Source organism: Pseudomonas sp. RW10S2 (assembly GCF_014268985.1).
Lineage (GTDB): Bacteria > Pseudomonadota > Gammaproteobacteria > Pseudomonadales > Pseudomonadaceae > Aquipseudomonas > Aquipseudomonas wayambapalatensis.
The window spans coordinates 22,623-40,310 of record NZ_JABWRO010000006.1; the positions used below are offsets into that span (position 1 = coordinate 22,623).

Consider the following 17,688-nt stretch of genomic DNA (forward strand, 5'->3'; position numbering starts at 1 on the left):
ACCCGAGAGGTGCCTGGCGCTAATCTTGCCGCCAGCTTAGCCACGCCCGTGGCAATAACGAGGATAAGAAATGGCGACGACCACCCTTGGGGTCAAACTCGACGACCCGACCCGTGAGCGACTCAAAGCGGCTGCGCAGTCCATCGACCGCACCCCGCACTGGTTGATCAAGCAAGCGATCTTCAATTACCTGGAGAAGCTCGAGGGTGGTGCAACCCTGAACGAAATCAACGGCCACGCTGCGCAGTTCGGTGACGACGCTGGCGAACTCCCGGCCGACCACACCCACCAGTGCTTCCTCGAATTCGCCGAGAGCATTCTGCCCCAGTCCGTGCTGCGCGCAGCGATCACCGCAGCCTACCGTCGCCCCGAGCAGGAAATGGTGCCGATGCTGCTGGAGCAGGCCCGCCTGCCGGCCCCGCTGGCCGAAGCGACCAACAAGATGGCCGCAGGCCTTGCCGACAAGCTGCGCAACCAGAAGAGCGCCAGCGGCCGCGCCGGCATCGTCCAGGGCCTGCTGCAGGAGTTCTCGCTGTCGTCCCAGGAAGGCGTGGCGCTGATGTGCCTGGCCGAAGCCCTGCTGCGCATCCCCGACAAAGGTACGCGCGACGCCCTGATCCGCGACAAGATCAGCACGGGCAACTGGCAGCCACACCTGGGCAACAGCCCTTCGCTGTTCGTCAATGCCGCAACCTGGGGCCTGCTGCTGACCGGCAAGCTGGTCTCCACCCACAACGAATCCGGCCTGACCTCCTCGCTCACCCGCATCATCGGCAAGAGTGGCGAGCCGATGATCCGCAAGGGTGTCGACATGGCCATGCGCCTGATGGGCGAGCAGTTCGTCACCGGCGAGACCATCGCCGAAGCCCTGGCCAACGCCAGCCGCTTCGAATCCAAGGGCTTCCGCTACAGCTACGACATGCTCGGCGAAGCCGCGCTGACCGAGCACGACGCCCAGAAGTACCTGGCCTCCTACGAGCAGGCGATCCACTCGATCGGCAAGGCCTCGCACGGGCGCGGCATCTATGAAGGCCCGGGCATCTCGATCAAGCTCTCGGCGCTGCACCCGCGCTACAGCCGCGCGCAATACGAGCGTGTGATGGAAGAACTGTACCCGCGCCTGCTGTCGCTGACCCAACTGGCCAAGCAGTACGACATCGGCCTGAACATCGACGCCGAGGAAGCCGACCGCCTGGAGCTGTCACTGGACCTGCTCGAACGCCTGTGCTTCGAGCCATCGCTGACGGGCTGGAACGGTATCGGTTTCGTCATCCAGGCCTACCAGAAGCGCTGCCCGTACGTGATCGACTCGGTCATCGACCTGGCCAAGCGCAGCCGTCACCGCCTGATGATCCGCCTGGTCAAGGGCGCCTACTGGGACAGCGAGATCAAGCGCGCCCAGGTCGAAGGCCTGGAGGGCTACCCGGTCTACACCCGCAAGGTCTATACCGACGTGTCCTACATCGCCTGCGCCCGCAAGCTGTTGTCGGTGCCGGAAGCCATCTACCCGCAGTTCGCCACGCACAACGCCCACACCCTGTCGGCCATCTACCATATTGCCGGCCAGAACTATTACCCAGGCCAGTACGAGTTCCAGTGCCTGCACGGCATGGGCGAGCCCCTGTACGAGCAGGTCGTCGGCAAGATCGCCGATGGCAAGCTGAACCGTCCGTGCCGCGTCTATGCACCCGTCGGCACCCACGAAACCCTGCTGGCCTACCTGGTACGCCGCCTGCTGGAAAACGGCGCCAACACCTCGTTCGTCAACCGTATCGCCGACCACTCGATCTCCATCCAGGAACTGGTCGCCGACCCGGTCGCGAGCATCGAGCGCATGGCCACCCAGGAAGGCAGCATCGGGCTGCCGCATCCGCGCATTCCGCTGCCGCGCGACCTCTATGGCAGCGAACGGGCCAACTCGGCCGGCATCGACATGGCCAACGAACACCGCCTGGCGTCGCTGTCCTGCGCCATGCTGGCAACCGCCCACAACGACTGGAAGGCTGCCCCGCTGCTGGCCTGCGCCACCAGCCAGGAAGCCGCCGCACCGGTACTAAACCCAGCCGACCACCGCGACGTGGTGGGCCATGTGCAAGAGGCGAGCGTCACCGACGTCGACAACGCCATCCAGTGCGCCCTCAATGCCGCGCCGATCTGGCAAGCCACCCCACCAGCCGAGCGCGCCGCGATCCTGGAGCGCACCGCCGACCTGATGGAAGCCGAGATCCAGCCGCTGATGGGCCTGCTCATCCGCGAGGCCGGCAAGACCTTCGCCAACGCCATCGCCGAAGTGCGCGAAGCCGTCGACTTCCTGCGCTACTACGCCGTGCAGGCACGCAACGATTTCAGCAACGACGCCTGCCGCCCGCTCGGCCCGGTGGTGTGCATCAGCCCATGGAACTTCCCGCTGGCGATCTTCACCGGCCAGGTGGCCGCCGCACTGGCCGCCGGTAACCCGGTGCTGGCCAAGCCGGCCGAACAGACCCCGTTGGTCGCGGCCCAGGCCGTGCGTCTGCTGCTCGAAGCCGGCATCCCCGAAGGTGTGCTGCAACTGCTGCCGGGGCGCGGCGAAACCGTCGGTGCCGGCCTGGTCGGTGACGAACGGGTCAAGGGCGTGATGTTCACCGGCTCCACCGAAGTGGCGCGCCTGCTGCAACGCAACGTCGCCGGCCGCCTGGATGCCCAGGGTCGTCCGATCCCGCTGATCGCCGAAACCGGCGGGCAGAACGCGATGATCGTCGACTCCTCGGCGCTGACCGAGCAGGTGGTGATCGATGTGGTGTCGTCGGCCTTCGACAGCGCCGGTCAACGTTGCTCGGCGCTGCGCGTACTGTGCCTGCAAGAGGATTCCGCAGACCGCGTGATCGAGATGCTCAAGGGCGCCATGGCGCAGAACCGCATGGGCAACCCCGAGCGCCTGTCGGTGGACATCGGCCCGGTGATCGACGCCGAAGCCAAGGCCGGCATCGAGAAGCACATCCAGGCCATGCGCGAGAAAGGTCGCAGCGTCTACCAGGTGGCCATTGCCGAATCCGAGGAGTGCAAGCGCGGCACCTTCGTCATGCCGACCCTGATCGACCTGGAGAGCTTCGACGAGCTCAAGCGCGAGATATTCGGCCCGGTGCTGCACGTGGTGCGCTACAACCGCAAGCACCTCGACCAGCTGATCGCGCAGATCAACGCCTCCGGCTACGGCTTGACCCTGGGCGTGCACACCCGCATCGACGAAACCATCGCCAAGGTGGTGGACAACGTCAACGCCGGCAACATGTACGTCAACCGCAACATCGTCGGTGCCGTGGTCGGCGTGCAGCCATTCGGTGGTGAAGGGCTGTCGGGCACCGGCCCGAAAGCCGGTGGCCCGCTGTACCTGTACCGCCTGCTGTCGACCCGCCCGGCTGACGCCATCGCCCGCCACTTCCAGCGTGCCGACGGTGAGACCAAAGCCGACACCACCCTGCGCGACCAGCTGATCAAGCCGCTGCAGGTGCTCAAGGCCTGGGCTTCGAGCAACCAGCCCGAGCTGGTGGCACTGTGCGAGCAGTTCGCCGAACAGTCGCAAAGTGGCATCACCCGTGTACTGCCTGGCCCGACCGGCGAGCGCAACACCTACACCGTGCTGCCTCGCGAGCATGTGCTGTGCCTGGCTGACAACGAGGCCGACCTGCTCGCGCAGTTCGCCGCGGTGCTGGCGGTTGGCAGCTCGGCGGTGTGGGCCGACGGCGAGCCGGCCAAGGGCCTGCGCGGTCGCCTGCCGAAAGACCTGCAAGGCAAGATCAAGCTGGTGGCCGACTGGAGCAAAGATGACGTGGCGTTCGACGCGGTCATCCACCACGGCGACTCCGACCAGCTGCGCGCGGTGTGCCAGCAGGTCGCCAAACGCGCCGGTGCCATCGTTGGTGTGCATGGGCTGTCCAGCGGCGATCAGCAGATCGCGCTGGAGCGGTTGGTGATCGAGCGTGCGGTGAGCGTGAACACCGCGGCTGCAGGGGGTAACGCCAGCCTGATGACCATCGGCTGACCGTACTGACGCCATCGCGGGACAAGTCGCTCCGGCGAACCGCCGCCCCCACAGGTACTGCGCCAATCCTTCAGGCGGCGCAGTTACCTGCGGGGCGGCGGTTCGCGCTTGTGGCGGTGCCGACATCTGCACTTGAATCAAGGCCGATTCGAGCAGCACATGTAGCGATTCGAGCTCATGCATCGATGCCGTCATCAGGATCGAGCCATGCGACCTGGGCTGGAGACGAACGGCTTGCTGAGCGACGTTCAGCGCACAGAGGGCGTACTCCGTGGCCTGGATGAGGGTATCTTCGAGGGAGTGACGATTGCGGGGCGGGTCGGGAACGATCTTCAGCATTGGTTTTTCTCCTCAGAGGCAACCACCCACTGCTGTCAAACAAAAGGGTGACAGCTATGCATGGGTTGACAGACCGGTAGAAAAACCAAAACCCGGCGCACACGAAGTGCCCTATGCACAGCCGCCATAAGAAGCAAGCCATGTGATTTTTCTAGTCGGGCTGTCACAGCCGGTCGTTGATTCGCAATGACCGCCGAAGACTTGAAGCCAACCCAGACCACTGCAATGGCTCAAAAGGACGTGGAAGTATGCTTGGGAAATGAACTACAAGAAGTAAGGACATTCCTAAGAAACCTCTGATTTGAGCGCTCGCAGGCTGACAAATGCACGGTTCAGCTATAGAGTGGCAGACATCCTATCCGCCTAAACGACCCTTGGAGGTCGACATGACAGCCAAGGTCGCCAACAAGCCAAAAACTGATAACCCTCATCTTGAGGCCGCCCAGCGCATCAGCCAGCTGGCTCAAATACTGGCCAACAATCCCTCCGAAGCAAAGGCCTTCCGCGCTAAAACGGGAATGTTCACCGCCAAAGATGAGCTCAAGGCTATTTTTCGCTGAATGTATCAACAGCTCCCTTCGTTCGTTCTCGGGTTCCACGGTTGTGACCGTCAAGTCGGTGAGGCCATCCTGGCTGGCGATAAGGTATCGCCAAGCGTAAACGACTACGACTGGCTTGGCGCTGGTGCCTACTTTTGGGAAAACAGCCCGGAACGGGCACTCAGCTACGCCCAACGCATCAAGCAGCACAAGCGCGGCCAAGGCTCTATCAAAGACCCGTATGTTGTTGGAGCGGTGATCAATCTAGGCCTCTGTCTCAACCTGACAGAGCAAGGGGCGTTGCAAGAACTTGGAGCGGCTTACCAACTTCTAGCGTCAAGCAGCGATGCGCTACCTGAAAACAAACCAGGCTTCACCGGCGACACCGATAATCTCAAGCGTTTTCTAGACTGCCTTGTTTTCCAGTCTCTTCACTCCGCCCGCGAAGTCGTGGGCCTAGAGCCCTATCATTCGGTTCGCTCACCCTTCCTTGAAGGGACCTGCCTCTATCCGGGCACGAGCTTTCGGCAGGAAACTCACATTCAGCTTTGTGTGCGAGAAATTACCTGCATCAAAGGCTACTTCCGGCCGCTGAACCCTGACGGCACGCTATTCCAGCCCTGATCACCCCACGCTCAGGGTTGCCTCACATTGTGCCCTGTCATCAGCTGGATCAATCATGGTGGTAAGCACCGCGAGCCAATCCTAGACTCGCCCCACGCCTGCCTAGGACCGCCACCATGCCCGAGCACCTCCTCAACCCCCGCAATCTCGCCTTCGAACTCTACGAAGTCCTCGACGCCGAAGCCCTCACCCAGCGCCCGCGTTTCGCCGAGCACAACCGCGAGACCTTCGACGCCGCGCTCGGTACTGCTCGCGCGATTGCCGAGAAGTACTTCGCCCCGCACAACCGCAAGGGCGACGAGCACGAGCCGCGTTATGTCGACGGCCGCGCCGAGTTGATTCCCGAGGTCAAGCCTGCGGTAGAGGCCTTCCTCGAGGCGGGCTTCCTCAACGCCAACCGCGACTTCGACGTCGGCGGCATGCAGTTGCCGAGCCTGGTCTCGCAAGCGTGCTTCGCCCATTTCCAGGCCGCCAACGCTGGCACCACGGCCTATCCCTTCCTGACCATGGGCGCAGCCAACCTGATCGAGAGCTTTGGCAGCGAGGAGCAGAAGCGCCTGTTCCTGCAGCCGATGATCGAAGGCCGCTACTTCGGCACCATGGCCCTGACCGAGCCCCACGCCGGCTCGTCGCTGGCCGATATCCGCACCCGTGCAGAGCCCGCTGGCGATGGCAGCTATCGGCTCAAGGGCAACAAGATATTCATCTCCGGCGGCGACCACGCGTTGTCGGAAAACATCGTGCACATGGTCCTGGCCAAGCTGCCGGATGCACCGCCTGGGGTGAAGGGCATTTCGCTGTTCATCGTGCCCAAGTACCGGGTCAACGACGACGGCAGCCTCGGCGCCCGCAACGACGTGCTGCTGGCCGGTCTGTTCCACAAGATGGGCTGGCGTGGCACCACCTCCACGGCGTTGAACTTCGGCGACAACGGCCACTGCGTCGGCTACCTGGTGGGCCAGGCGCACCAGGGCCTGGCGTGCATGTTCCAGATGATGAACGAAGCGCGCATCGGCGTCGGCATGGGTGCGGTGATGCTCGGCTACGCCGGCTACCTGTACTCGCTGGACTATGCACGCCAGCGCCCGCAAGGCCGCCAGGTGGACAACAAGGACCCCAACAGCCCAGCAGTGCCGATCATCGAGCACGCCGATGTAAAACGCATGCTGCTGGCGCAGAAAGCCTACGTGGAAGGCGCCTTCGACCTGGGTCTGTACGCCGCACGGCTGTTCGACGACACCCACAGCGCACCCGACGAGGCGGCACGCGCCCAGGCCCAGGAACTGCTCGACCTGCTCACCCCGATCGTCAAGTCCTGGCCTTCGACGTTCTGCCTCAAGGCCAACGAACTGGCGATCCAGATCCTCGGTGGCCACGGCTACACCCGCGAATACCCGGTAGAGCAGTACTACCGCGACAACCGCCTGAACCCGATCCACGAAGGCACCGAAGGCATCCAGTCGCTCGACCTGCTCGGGCGCAAACTGGCGCAGAACGGCGGCGCGGGGCTCAAACAACTGATTCGCCTGATCGCCACCACTGCCGAGCGCGCCAGCCATCACCCCAACCTGGACGCACTGCGCCAGCCGCTGGAGCAACTGGTCAACCGCCTGCAAGCCGTGACCCTGGCACTGCTCGGCGACCTGGCCCAGGGCAAGGTTGCCGGAGCCCTGGCCAACTCGGCCCTGTACCTCAAGGTGTTCGGCCATTGCGTGATCGGCTGGCGCTGGCTGGAGCAGGCCATCCATGCTGAGCTCGGGCTGATGAAAGGCGTCGAGGTCGACCGCGATTTTTACTACGGCAAGTTGCAGGCCGCACGTTATTTCCTGACTTGGGAAGTGCCAGGCTGCCATACTGAGCTCGCACTGCTCGAGGCACGCGACGACACCTGCCTGGGCATGCAAGAGGGGTGGTTCTAGGGGGAGCCACCGCGAACAGGAGGTTCCCGCATGTTCGATTCCAGCGCCCTGCTGCGCCAGCGCTTCGCAGCGCTGCGCAGCAAGGCCGAACTGTTCTCGCTTCGCCACGTGAAGCAATCACATCAATCGCTGTCGGTGCGGCGCAACGTCGCCGAACCGCCATTCTTCAGCCAGGACGAAGGTGCCATGCTCACCGTGCGCCTGAACGGCGTCGAGGCCTACGCCGCCACCGCCGACCTGTCGCAGAGCGGCCTGCAACGCGCCCTGGAACACGCCGAGGCCCTGGCCCGGCAGATCACCGGCCACCACCTGCTCGACCTGCGCGACCAACCGGTGCCGAGCACGCGCCACGACCATATCTCGCCCAACTTCGACCAATCGCTGCCAAACCTTGCGGATTGCCTCGAGCTGCTCGCCACCGAATCGGCCAGCGTGCCCAAGGACGAACGTCTGGTGGACTGGCAGGCGAGCCTGGGCATGACCCTGGTCGAGCAGACTTACCTGAACTCGGCCGGCGCCGAGCTGCGCAACGCGCAGCGCTTCATCTTTCCGGGCCTTGGCGTCACCGCCAGCGATGGCCGCGACAGCCAGAGCCGCAGCCTGGGCCGGGAGAACTTTGGCCAGCAGGGTGGCTTCGAAGTCGTCCAGCGCTGCGGCCTGGTCGGCGCCGCCCGGCGTATCGCCGACGAAGCCCTGCAACTGCTGCTGGCGCCCAACACCCCGAGCGGTGCGCGCGATCTGCTGCTGATGCCCGACCAGATGATGCTGCAGATCCATGAGTCCATCGGACATCCGCTGGAGATGGACCGTATTCTCGGCGACGAGCGCAATTACGCGGGCACCAGCTTCGTCAAGCCCAGCGATTTCGGGCAGTTGCAATACGGCTCGCCCCTGCTGAACGTGACCTTCGATCCTACCATCGACGAGGAGCTGGCCAGCTACAGCTTCGACGACGACGGCACCGCGGCCAGCAAGCAGTTCCTGATCCGCGAGGGCAAGCTGCTGCGCCCGCTGGGCGGCGCCCTGTCGCAGTTCCGCTCGGGGCTCGACGGCGTGGCCAACAGCCGCGCCTGCGGCTGGAACCGCGCTCCGATCGACCGCATGGCCAACCTCAACATCGAGCCGGGCGACCAGTCGCTCGAACAACTCATCAAGGGGATCGAGCACGGCATCCTGATGCGCACCAACCGCTCCTGGTCCATCGACGATGCGCGCAACAAGTTCCAGTTCGGCTGCGAATGGGGCCAACTGATCGAACACGGCGAGCTCAAGGGCGTGGTCAAGAACCCCAACTATCGCGGCATCTCCGCGCAGTTCTGGCGCAACCTGTCGGCCGTGGGCGATAGCAGCACCTTCCAGGTGCTTGGCACCCCCAACTGCGGCAAGGGCGAACCCAACCAGGTCATCCGGGTCGGCCATGCCTCGCCGGCCTGCGTGTTCCGCCAGATCGACGTATTCGGAGGAGACGCCTGATGAGTACTCCCTATCAAGAACGCTTCGAGGCATTGGTCAGTGCCCTGCGCGAGGCGCTGCACCCCGGCGAGCAATTCACCCTCGGCTACAACGCCGAACAGTCGCGCTTCGTGCGTTTCAACCATGCCAAGGTGCGCCAGGCGGGCGAGGTGGCCCAAGCTAGCGCGCAGTTGCGCCTGATACGTGAAGGACGCCAGGCCGAACAGCAGTTCACCCTCGGTGACGATGCGCAACTGGATCGCCAGCGCCTGCAGGATGCCCTGAAGCAATTGCGCCAGACCTTGCCGCTGCTGCCGCTCGACCCCTACCTGAAACTCGACGAAAGCGCCTGGCACAGCCACAGCGTGCAAGATCCAACACTGCCCGACTTCAGCGAAGTACTGACGCTGGTCGAGCAGCAGGCAGGCGACCTCGACCTGGTCGGCATCTACGCCGCCGGCCCGATCTGCCGGGGCTTTGCCAGCTCGTTCGGCGCCTTCGGCTGGCACCAGGCCAACAGCTTCAATTTCGACTGGAGCCTGTTCCACACCAATGGCCAGGCCGTGAAGGCCAACTATGCAGGCCAGGTCTGGAGCGGCGAGGCCTTCAGTGCACGCCTGCAACTGGCCCGCGAACAGCTTGAGTACCTGGGGCGCCCGACGATCACCCTAAAGCCTGGCAGCTACCGCGCCTACCTGGCACCCGCGGCCATGGACGAGATCGCCGGCATGCTGGCCTGGGGCGGTTTCTCGGCCCAGGCCCTGGCCACCGGCAACAGCCCACTGCAGCGTCTGTACACCGGTGATGACAAGCTCGATCCGCGGGTCAGCTTCTCGGAGCAGGTCAGCGGTTCGCTGAGCCCGGCGTTCTCCAGCGAGGGCTCGCCCCGCAAGGACGTAGCGCTGATCGTCGAAGGCCGGGGCCACGCACGCCTGGTCAGCCCCCGCAGCGCAGTAGAGTTCGACCTGCCGGGCAACGGCGCCGACAGCTACGAGACACCGTGCGCCCTGAGCCTGGCACCGGGCGAGCTGGCGTCGGCGGATATCCTGGCGCGCCTGGATACCGGGCTGTACATCAGCAACCTCTGGTACCTGAACTATTCAGACCTGCCGGCAGCGCGGATGACCGGCCTGACGCGCTTCGCCACCTTCTGGGTGGAAAACGGCCAGATCCAGGGCCCGGTCAGCACCATGCGCTTCGACGACAGCCTCTATAACCTGCTGGGTAAGCAGTTGGAAGAGCTGACCCGTGACCGCGAGCTGATCCTGTCGACCAGTACCTATGGGCAGCGGCAAACCGGATCGAGTCATCTGCCCGGGGCGTTGGTCAGAGGATTGACGCTGACACTGTAACGTCACGCCCCTGTGGGAGCGGCGGTTCGCCGCGCCCGCAGGGAACTGCGCACTTTTCAGGATTGAGGCCATGCCCGAACGCGCCCCGCTCGACCCCACCACCGCCCGCTGGATCCCCTGGGTGGTGGCCATCGCCTTCTTCATGCAGTCGCTCGACGGCACCATCCTCAACACCGCACTGCCAGCCATGGCCCGCTCGCTGGCAGAAGACCCGCTGCGCATGCAGGGTGTGATCATCGCCTACATGCTCACCGTGGCGCTGCTGATCCCGGCCTCGGGCTGGATCGCCGACCGCTTCGGCACCAAGCACATTTTCTTCGGCGCCATCCTGTTGTTCAGCCTGGGTTCGCTGCTGTGCGCGGCGGCCAACAGCCTGGGCTTCCTGATCATCGCCCGCGTCATCCAGGGCCTGGGCGGTGCCCTGATGCTGCCGGTCGGGCGATTGGTGGTGCTACGCGCCTATCCGCGCTCGGAGCTGGTGCGGATCATGAGCTTCATCACCATCCCCGGCCTGCTCGGTCCGCTGCTGGGTCCGACCGTCGGCGGCTGGCTGGTGGAAATCCTCAGTTGGCACTGGATCTTCCTGCTCAACCTGCCGGTCGGCGCGCTGGGCTGCTACGCAGTATGGAAGTTCATCCCCGACCTGCGCGGCAGCGAACGCACCACCTTCGACGGGCCCGGGTTCATCCTGTTCGGTGCCGCGATGGTGCTGATCACCATCGCCATGGAGGGCCTGGGCGAGTTGCACCTGCCGCACCTGCGGGTGATGTTGCTGCTGTTTGCTGGCATGGCCTGCCTTGCCGCCTACTGGCTGCGCGCCGGGCGTGACCCGGAGCCGCTGTTCTCGCCCAGCCTGTTCCGCGTGCGCACCTTTGCCATCGGCATCCTCGGCAACCTGTTCGCCCGCCTGGGCAGCGGCGCCCTGCCCTTCCTGGTGCCGCTGCTGCTGCAGGTGGCGCTAGGCTACTCGCCGGCCCAGGCCGGCATGAGCATGATCCCGCTGGCCGCCGCGGCGATGATCGCCAAGTCGGTGGCACGGCCGCTGATCGAGCGCCTCGGCTACCGCATCATCCTCACCGGCAACACGCTGTTGCTGGGTGTACTGCTGGCCAGCCTGGGGCTGGTCGACGAACAGACACCCTATTGGCTGCTGCTGGTGCAACTGGGCTTGCTGGGGGCAGTGAACTCGCTGCAGTTCACTGCAATGAACACAGTGACGCTGATCGACCTCGACGACGCCAGCGCCAGCAGCGGCAACAGCCTGCTGTCGGTGGTCGCGCAACTGTCGCTGAGCCTGGGCGTAGCCTGCGCCGGTGCGCTGCTCGGCGGCTTTACCGCCTCCGGCAGCGCCGAGGGTGTGGAAACCACGCTGGGCGCGTTCCAGTTGACCTTCCTGACCATCGGCCTGATGGCGATGCTGGCCGCGGCGATCTTCCTGCAACTGTCGCCGACGGACGGAAGGCGTGCCCGTCGTCCGGAAGAGCACGTGGAAACGTAGGGCGAATGGCCATGAGGCTGGTAGACTGTGCGGCATTTTTCGCTTCGCACCGCAGGCCCGCCTCGTGACCACCGAATCCACCGCTTTCGCCTCCCTGCCGCTGTCCGCCGCCATGCTGGCCAACCTGGACGCCCTGGGCTATGCCTCGATGACCCCGATCCAGGCCCAGAGCCTGCCGGTCATCCTCAAGGGCCAGGACTTGATCGCCCAGGCCAAGACCGGCAGCGGCAAGACCGCCGCCTTCGGCATCGGCCTGCTCAATCCGATCAACCCGCGCTTCTTCGGCTGCCAGGCGCTGGTGCTGTGCCCGACGCGCGAACTGGCCGACCAGGTCGCCAAGGAGCTGCGCCGCCTGGCCCGCGCCGAAGACAACATCAAGATCCTCACCCTCTGCGGTGGCGTCTCGCTGGGCCCGCAGATCGCCTCGCTGGAGCACGGTGCGCATATCATCGTCGGCACCCCGGGCCGTATCCAGCAGCACCTGGACAAGGGCACCCTGGACCTGAAAGGGCTCAACACCCTGGTACTCGACGAAGCCGACCGCATGCTCGACATGGGCTTCTTCGACGCCATCGCCGCCATCATCGGCAAGACCCCGTCGCGCCGCCAGACCCTGCTGTTCTCGGCCACCTACCCGGCCGGCATCGAGCAACTGGCCGCCGACTTCATGCGCAAGCCGCAGCAGGTCACGGTCGAGAGCCAGCACAGCGACAGCCAGATCGAGCAGCGTTTCATCGAGATCGATCCACAGCAGCGTCTGGAGGCGGTTACCCGCGTACTGGGCCACTACCGCCCGCAGTCTTGCGTGGCGTTCTGCTTCACCAAGCAGCAGTGCGAGGACCTGGTCGCCCACCTGACCGCCAAGGGCATCGTCGCCCAGGCCCTGCACGGTGATCTGGAACAGCGTGACCGCGACCAGGTGCTGACGATGTTCGCCAACCGCAGCAGCTCGGTACTGGTGGCCACCGATGTCGCCGCCCGAGGCCTGGACATCGACGGCCTGGACCTGGTGATCAACGTGGAACTGGCGCGTGATGCCGAGATCCATGTGCACCGCGTCGGGCGTACCGGCCGTGCCGGCGAGAAAGGCGTGGCGATCAGCCTGGTGGCCCCGGCCGAAGGCCACCGCGCGCAAGCCATCGAAGACCTGCAGAAGCGCCCGCTGCGCTGGGAGCAGTTGGACAGCCTGAAGAACAAGGGCGGTGAGCCACTGCTGCCGACCATGACCACCCTGTGCATCGCCGCCGGGCGCAAGGACAAGCTGCGTCCGGGCGATATCCTTGGCGCCCTGACCGGCGATGCCGGGCTGCCGGGCAAGCAGGTGGGCAAGATCGCCATCTTCGATTTCGTCGCTTTCGTGGCGGTGGAGCGGGCTGTGGCCAAGCACGCGATGCAGCGCTTGAACAGCGGCAAGATCAAGGGCCGGGCCCTGAAAGTCCGTATCGTCTGACCTATTCTGGGGCTGCTTTTGCAGCCCATCGCAGGCAAGCCAGCTCCCACAGGATCTCCACAGGCCTCAGGCCGAGTGCATTCTCTGTGAGCGCTGAGGTGCTGCGAAGCGGCCCCGGAAATCCATGAGGTAACACCGTGCACTCCACCGACGTGATCATCCTCGGCGCCGGCGCCGCCGGCCTGATGTGTGCTCAACTCAGCGCGCGCCGTGGCCGCCGTGTGCTGCTGCTCGACCATGCCAACAAACCGGGCAAGAAAATCCTCATGTCCGGCGGCGGGCGCTGCAACTTCACCAACATGTACACCGAGCCCGCCAATTTCCTCTCGCAGAATCCGCACTTCTGCAAGTCGGCGCTGGCCCGCTACACCCAGTGGGACTTCATCGAGCTGGTGGCCAAACACGGCGTGCCGTACCACGAGAAGAAGCTCGGCCAGCTGTTCTGCGACAACAAGTCCAGCGACATCCTCGACATGCTCCTGGCCGAATGCGACGACGCCGGTGCCGAGCTGCGGATGAACACCAGCATCGAGCAGATCGAGAAGACCGACAGCGGTTATCGCCTGCAGACCAGTGCCGGTGTATTTGCCTGCCAGTCGCTGGTGATCGCCACCGGCGGTCTGTCGATCCCAACCCTGGGCGCAACCGGCTTCGGCTACCAGGTCGCCCGCCAGTTCGGCCACGCCCTGCTGCCGACCCGCGCTGCGCTGGTGCCGTTCACCATCACCGAGCCCCAGCTCAAGGCATTGTGCACCGAGCTCTCCGGCACCTCGCTGGACTGCATCGCCAGCTGCAACGGCACAAGCTTCCGCGAAAACCTGCTGTTCACCCATCGCGGCCTGAGCGGCCCGGCGATCCTGCAGATTTCCTCGTACTGGGAAGCGGGCGACACCCTGGAGATCAATCTGTTGCCCGACCGCGACGCGCTGCAGTGGCTGCAAGGCGTGCAGGCCGAACGCCCCAACAGCGAGCTGAAGACCGTGCTGGGCGAGGTGTTCACCCGCAAGCTGGCGACCCTGCTGGCCGAGCAGTGGTTCGTTTCGAAACCCTTGAAGCAGTACACCCCGGCAGAATTGACCCAGATCGCCGGGCAGCTCGCGGCCTGGCAACTGGTACCGGCAGGCACCGAGGGCTACCGCACCGCGGAAGTGACCCTGGGCGGCGTCGACACCCGCGAGGTGTCGTCCAAGACCATGGAGTCGCTCAAGAGCCCGGGATTGTTCTTCATCGGCGAGGTGCTGGACGTCAGCGGGCACCTGGGCGGGTTCAATTTCCAGTGGGCGTGGGCTTCTGCCAACGCAGCGGCGCAGTTCGTTTAGAGTAGAATCCTTTCAGCACGGAACGCTTCTTGCTGGTCTGTGCCGGGAAGGTTTGACCGAGTGCGCTGCCCTTCGCGGGCAAGCCCGCTCCCACAGGATTGCGCTGGCCCTGTAGGAGCGGGCTTGCCCGCGAAAGGCAGCGCAGCCGCGTCGGTCCCAAGGTCCTCATTCGAACTCTGTCCAGCAGGCCACTATGTCATCGAGCTCGTTCCGCCATTCATTGCGTCGCTTGTGGGGCCAAGACAAGTTCAGCTACGCCATCCGGGTGACCATCGCCCTGACCGGCACCATGGCCTGGTGCTGGTACCAGAACGAGATGAGCCTGCTCATCCCGTTGTTCCTCGGCATCATCGCCAGCGCCCTGGCCGAGACCGACGACGGCTGGCAGGGCCGTCTCAGTGCGCTGGCCGTCACCCTCGTATGTTTCGCCATCGCCGCGCTGTCGGTCGAGCTACTGTTCCCCTACCCTTGGATCTTCGCCGGCTCCCTGGCCCTGGCAGCCTTCGGCCTGACCATGCTCGGAGCACTGGGCGAACGCTATGGCGCCATCGCCTCGGCGACGCTGATCCTGTCGGTGTACACCATGATCGGCGTTGACCAGCGCGGCGGCGTGGTCACTGATTTCTGGCACGAGCCGCTGCTGCTGGTGGCTGGAGCCGCGTGGTACGGGGCGCTCTCGGTGCTCTGGCAGGCGCTGTTCTCCAACCAGCCGGTGCAGCAGAGCCTGGCCAAGCTGTTCTACGAGCTGGGCAGCTACCTCAAGCTCAAGGCCAGCCTGTTCGAGCCGGTGCGCACCCTCGATGTCGAGGCCACGCGCCTGGAGCTGGCCAAGCAGAACGGCAAGGTGGTGGCCGCGCTCAATGCCGCCAAGGAAATCATCCTGCACCGGGTCGGCAACAGCCAGCCCAACTCCAAGGTCAGTCGTTACCTGAAGCTGTACTTCCTGGCCCAGGACATCCACGAGCGCGTCAGCGCCTCGCACTACCCCTACAACGCCCTGAGCGAGGCGTTCTTCCACAGCGATGTGATGTTCCGCTGCCAGCGCCTGCTGCGCAAACAGGGCTCGTCCTGCCAGGAGCTGGCCCGTTCGATCCGCCTGCGCCAGCCATTCGTGCTCGCCAGCGGCTACCCCGAGGCGCTGGAAGACCTGAACGCCTCGCTGGAGCATCTACGCACTCAGAACAACCCGGCCTGGCGCAGCCTGCTGCGCTCGCTGCGGGCGCTGGCAGTCAACCTGGCCACGCTGGACCGCTTGCTTGGCGCGGCCAGCAACCCCGACAGCCTTGCCGACGCCAGCGACAGCAGCCTGCTCGACCGCTCGCCGCGCACCTTCAAGGAGGTGTGGAAACGCCTGCGCACCCAGCTCACGCCCACCTCGCTGCTGTTCCGCCACGCCCTGCGCCTACCGCTGGCGCTGTCGATCGGCTATGGCATGGTGCACCTGATCCACCCCACGCAAGGCTACTGGATCATCCTCACCACCCTGTTCGTCTGCCAGCCCAACTATGGCGCGACGCGACGCAAGCTGGTGCAGCGGATCTTCGGCACCGCCATCGGCCTGACGGTTGGCTGGGCGCTGTTCGACCTGTTCCCAAACCCGATCGTCCAGTCGCTGTTCGCGGTGGTCGCTGGCGTGGTGTTCTTCGTCAACCGCACCACCCGCTACACCCTGGCCACGGCGGCGATCACGCTGATGGTGCTGTTCTGCTTCAACCAGATCGGCGATGGCTACGGGCTGTTCCTGCCGCGCCTGTTCGACACCCTGGTGGGCGCCCTGATCGCGATCCTCGCGGTGTTCCTGTTCCTGCCCGACTGGCAGGGGCGGCGCCTGAACAAGGTGCTGGCCAACACCCTGAGCTGCGCCAGCCTGTACCTGCGCCAGATCATGCAGCAGTACGCCAACGGCAAGCGCGACGACCTCGCCTACCGCCTGGCCCGGCGCAACGCCCACAATGCCGACGCGGCGTTATCGACCACGCTGTCGAACATGCTCATGGAGCCGGGGCACTTCCGCAAGGAGGCCGATGTGGGCTTCCGCTTCCTGGTGTTGTCGCACACCCTGCTCAGCTATCTGTCAGGGCTCGGCGCACACCGGGATACGGCACTGCCTGCCGAGGTGCACGAACAGTTGATCGATGGGGTCGGCAGCAGCCTGGCACGCAGTCTCGACGAGATCGCCAATGGCCTGGCGGCGCGGCTGCCGGTGGCCATTCACAGCGATGAAGAAGAAGCGCTGGCCAACCAGCTGGAGCAGATGCCCGAGGAGCTGGATGAGCATCAGCGACTGGTACAGACCCAGTTGGCGTTGATCTGCCGGCAACTGGGGCCGTTGCGTACATTGGCAGCGCATCTGATCAAGGAAGGGGAGCCGGCTTGAGGCCGGCGCCGACACCCCAGGTCACAAGCCATACTGCTTCAACAACCGCGCATAGCTGCCATCGGCCTTCATCGCTGCAATCGCTCGCTCGAAACGCTCGACGATCTGCCGATGCTCAGGGTGCTGAAGGCTGACGAGGATATGCAGGCTGTTCTCCCCCAGCGGCCGCTCGACAAAATCCACTGCCTCGCGCACCTCTTGCGGCTCACGCTGCAGGTTGTAGCGCGCCACGTACTCGTCCTCCACCGCCAGGTCCACGCGCCCTGCCGCCAGCATGCGGATCGCCGACGGGAAGCTGCGCACCGCCACCTTGTTCAGCCGGCTGTCGCCATCGAACGCCGGTGAGTAGGCGTAGTCACGCACCACGGCGATGCTGTAGGGATACAGATCGGCCAATCGCTTGAAGCCAAGTGCCTCGCGCTGACGCTTGAGCAGGCGGATACGGTTGGTCAGATAGGCCCCGGAGAACTGGCCCAGGCGAGTACGCGATTCGTTGTACCACGCATTGATGAGCACGTCGTAGCGCCCTTCGCCAATCCCCAGCAGCGCCCTCGCCCAGGGCACTTCCTCGAACTCGCTGGCGTAACCGGCGCGGGTGAGTGCCGTGGTGACGATGCTGGTGGCCAGGCCTCCGCCCGGCATGGCGCTGTCGGAGAACGGCGGCCATTTGTCAGCCACCAGGCGCAGCGGTGGCTGCGCCGCCGCGAGCGCCGTGAACATCATTGCGGTCAATCCCAGAACGCAAAGCAGTGGCCGCATGCTCAGTTCCTTTCGCAGTTGAGGGCCCCACACTGATTA

General features: G+C 65.0%; 11 protein-coding genes and 1 pseudogene. 10 read left to right on the plus strand and 2 right to left on the minus strand.

Annotation, left to right across the window (positions count from 1 at the left end; translation table 11 throughout):
* Positions 1-70 precede the first annotated feature (70 nt).
* Complete coding sequence (gene putA / locus HU729_RS02725) at positions 71-4,021, plus strand: trifunctional transcriptional regulator/proline dehydrogenase/L-glutamate gamma-semialdehyde dehydrogenase (RefSeq protein WP_186708247.1); 3,951 nt, start codon at positions 71-73, stop codon at positions 4,019-4,021.
* 108 nt (positions 4,022-4,129) lie between these two features.
* Here putA and HU729_RS25710 read toward each other — a convergent pair.
* Positions 4,130-4,360, minus strand: a pseudogene (locus HU729_RS25710) (hypothetical protein); the annotation flags it as partial.
* Positions 4,361-4,746: 386 nt separating this feature from the next.
* Here HU729_RS25710 and HU729_RS02730 point away from each other — a divergent pair.
* From HU729_RS02730 to yccS, 9 genes are all read left to right on the plus strand, one after another.
* Positions 4,747-4,920: a hypothetical protein gene (locus HU729_RS02730; protein ID WP_186708249.1), complete on the plus strand. Its 174-nt coding sequence runs from the start codon at positions 4,747-4,749 to the stop codon at positions 4,918-4,920.
* Positions 4,921-5,523 (plus strand): hypothetical protein, encoded by a 603-nt coding sequence (locus HU729_RS02735; protein WP_186708251.1) that lies wholly within the window; start codon positions 4,921-4,923, stop codon positions 5,521-5,523. It begins immediately after the preceding gene.
* A 116-nt stretch (positions 5,524-5,639) separates the two neighbouring features.
* Positions 5,640-7,442, plus strand: a complete 1,803-nt coding sequence (locus HU729_RS02740) for an acyl-CoA dehydrogenase (protein WP_186708253.1) — start codon at positions 5,640-5,642, stop codon at positions 7,440-7,442.
* Between the two features lie 30 nt (positions 7,443-7,472).
* A complete protein-coding gene (locus tag HU729_RS02745; RefSeq protein WP_186665863.1) occupies positions 7,473-8,915 on the plus strand; it encodes a TldD/PmbA family protein in 1,443 nt (480 codons plus the stop codon).
* Entirely contained in the window at positions 8,915-10,246 is a 1,332-nt protein-coding gene (locus HU729_RS02750; RefSeq protein WP_186708255.1) for a TldD/PmbA family protein, read from the plus strand. Before HU729_RS02745 ends, HU729_RS02750 begins: the two co-directional genes overlap by 1 nt.
* A gap of 70 nt (positions 10,247-10,316) precedes the next feature.
* The gene (gene mdtD / locus HU729_RS02755; RefSeq protein WP_186665860.1) at positions 10,317-11,744 is read left to right on the plus strand and encodes a multidrug transporter subunit MdtD; all 1,428 of its coding nucleotides are present in this window, start codon (positions 10,317-10,319) and stop codon (positions 11,742-11,744) included.
* 112 nt (positions 11,745-11,856) lie between these two features.
* The gene (dbpA, locus tag HU729_RS02760; protein ID WP_238348289.1) at positions 11,857-13,194 is read left to right on the plus strand and encodes an ATP-dependent RNA helicase DbpA; all 1,338 of its coding nucleotides are present in this window, start codon (positions 11,857-11,859) and stop codon (positions 13,192-13,194) included.
* A gap of 137 nt (positions 13,195-13,331) precedes the next feature.
* Positions 13,332-14,513 (plus strand): NAD(P)/FAD-dependent oxidoreductase, encoded by a 1,182-nt coding sequence (locus HU729_RS02765; protein ID WP_186708259.1) that lies wholly within the window; start codon positions 13,332-13,334, stop codon positions 14,511-14,513.
* Between the two features lie 193 nt (positions 14,514-14,706).
* On the plus strand, positions 14,707-16,890 hold the full coding sequence (gene yccS / locus HU729_RS02770; protein WP_186665857.1) for a YccS family putative transporter: 2,184 nt from the start codon (positions 14,707-14,709) through the stop codon (positions 16,888-16,890).
* Between the two features lie 21 nt (positions 16,891-16,911).
* Here yccS and HU729_RS02775 read toward each other — a convergent pair whose 3' ends face one another.
* Entirely contained in the window at positions 16,912-17,649 is a 738-nt protein-coding gene (locus HU729_RS02775) for a transporter substrate-binding domain-containing protein (RefSeq protein ID WP_186708261.1), read from the minus strand.
* Positions 17,650-17,688 lie beyond the last annotated feature (39 nt).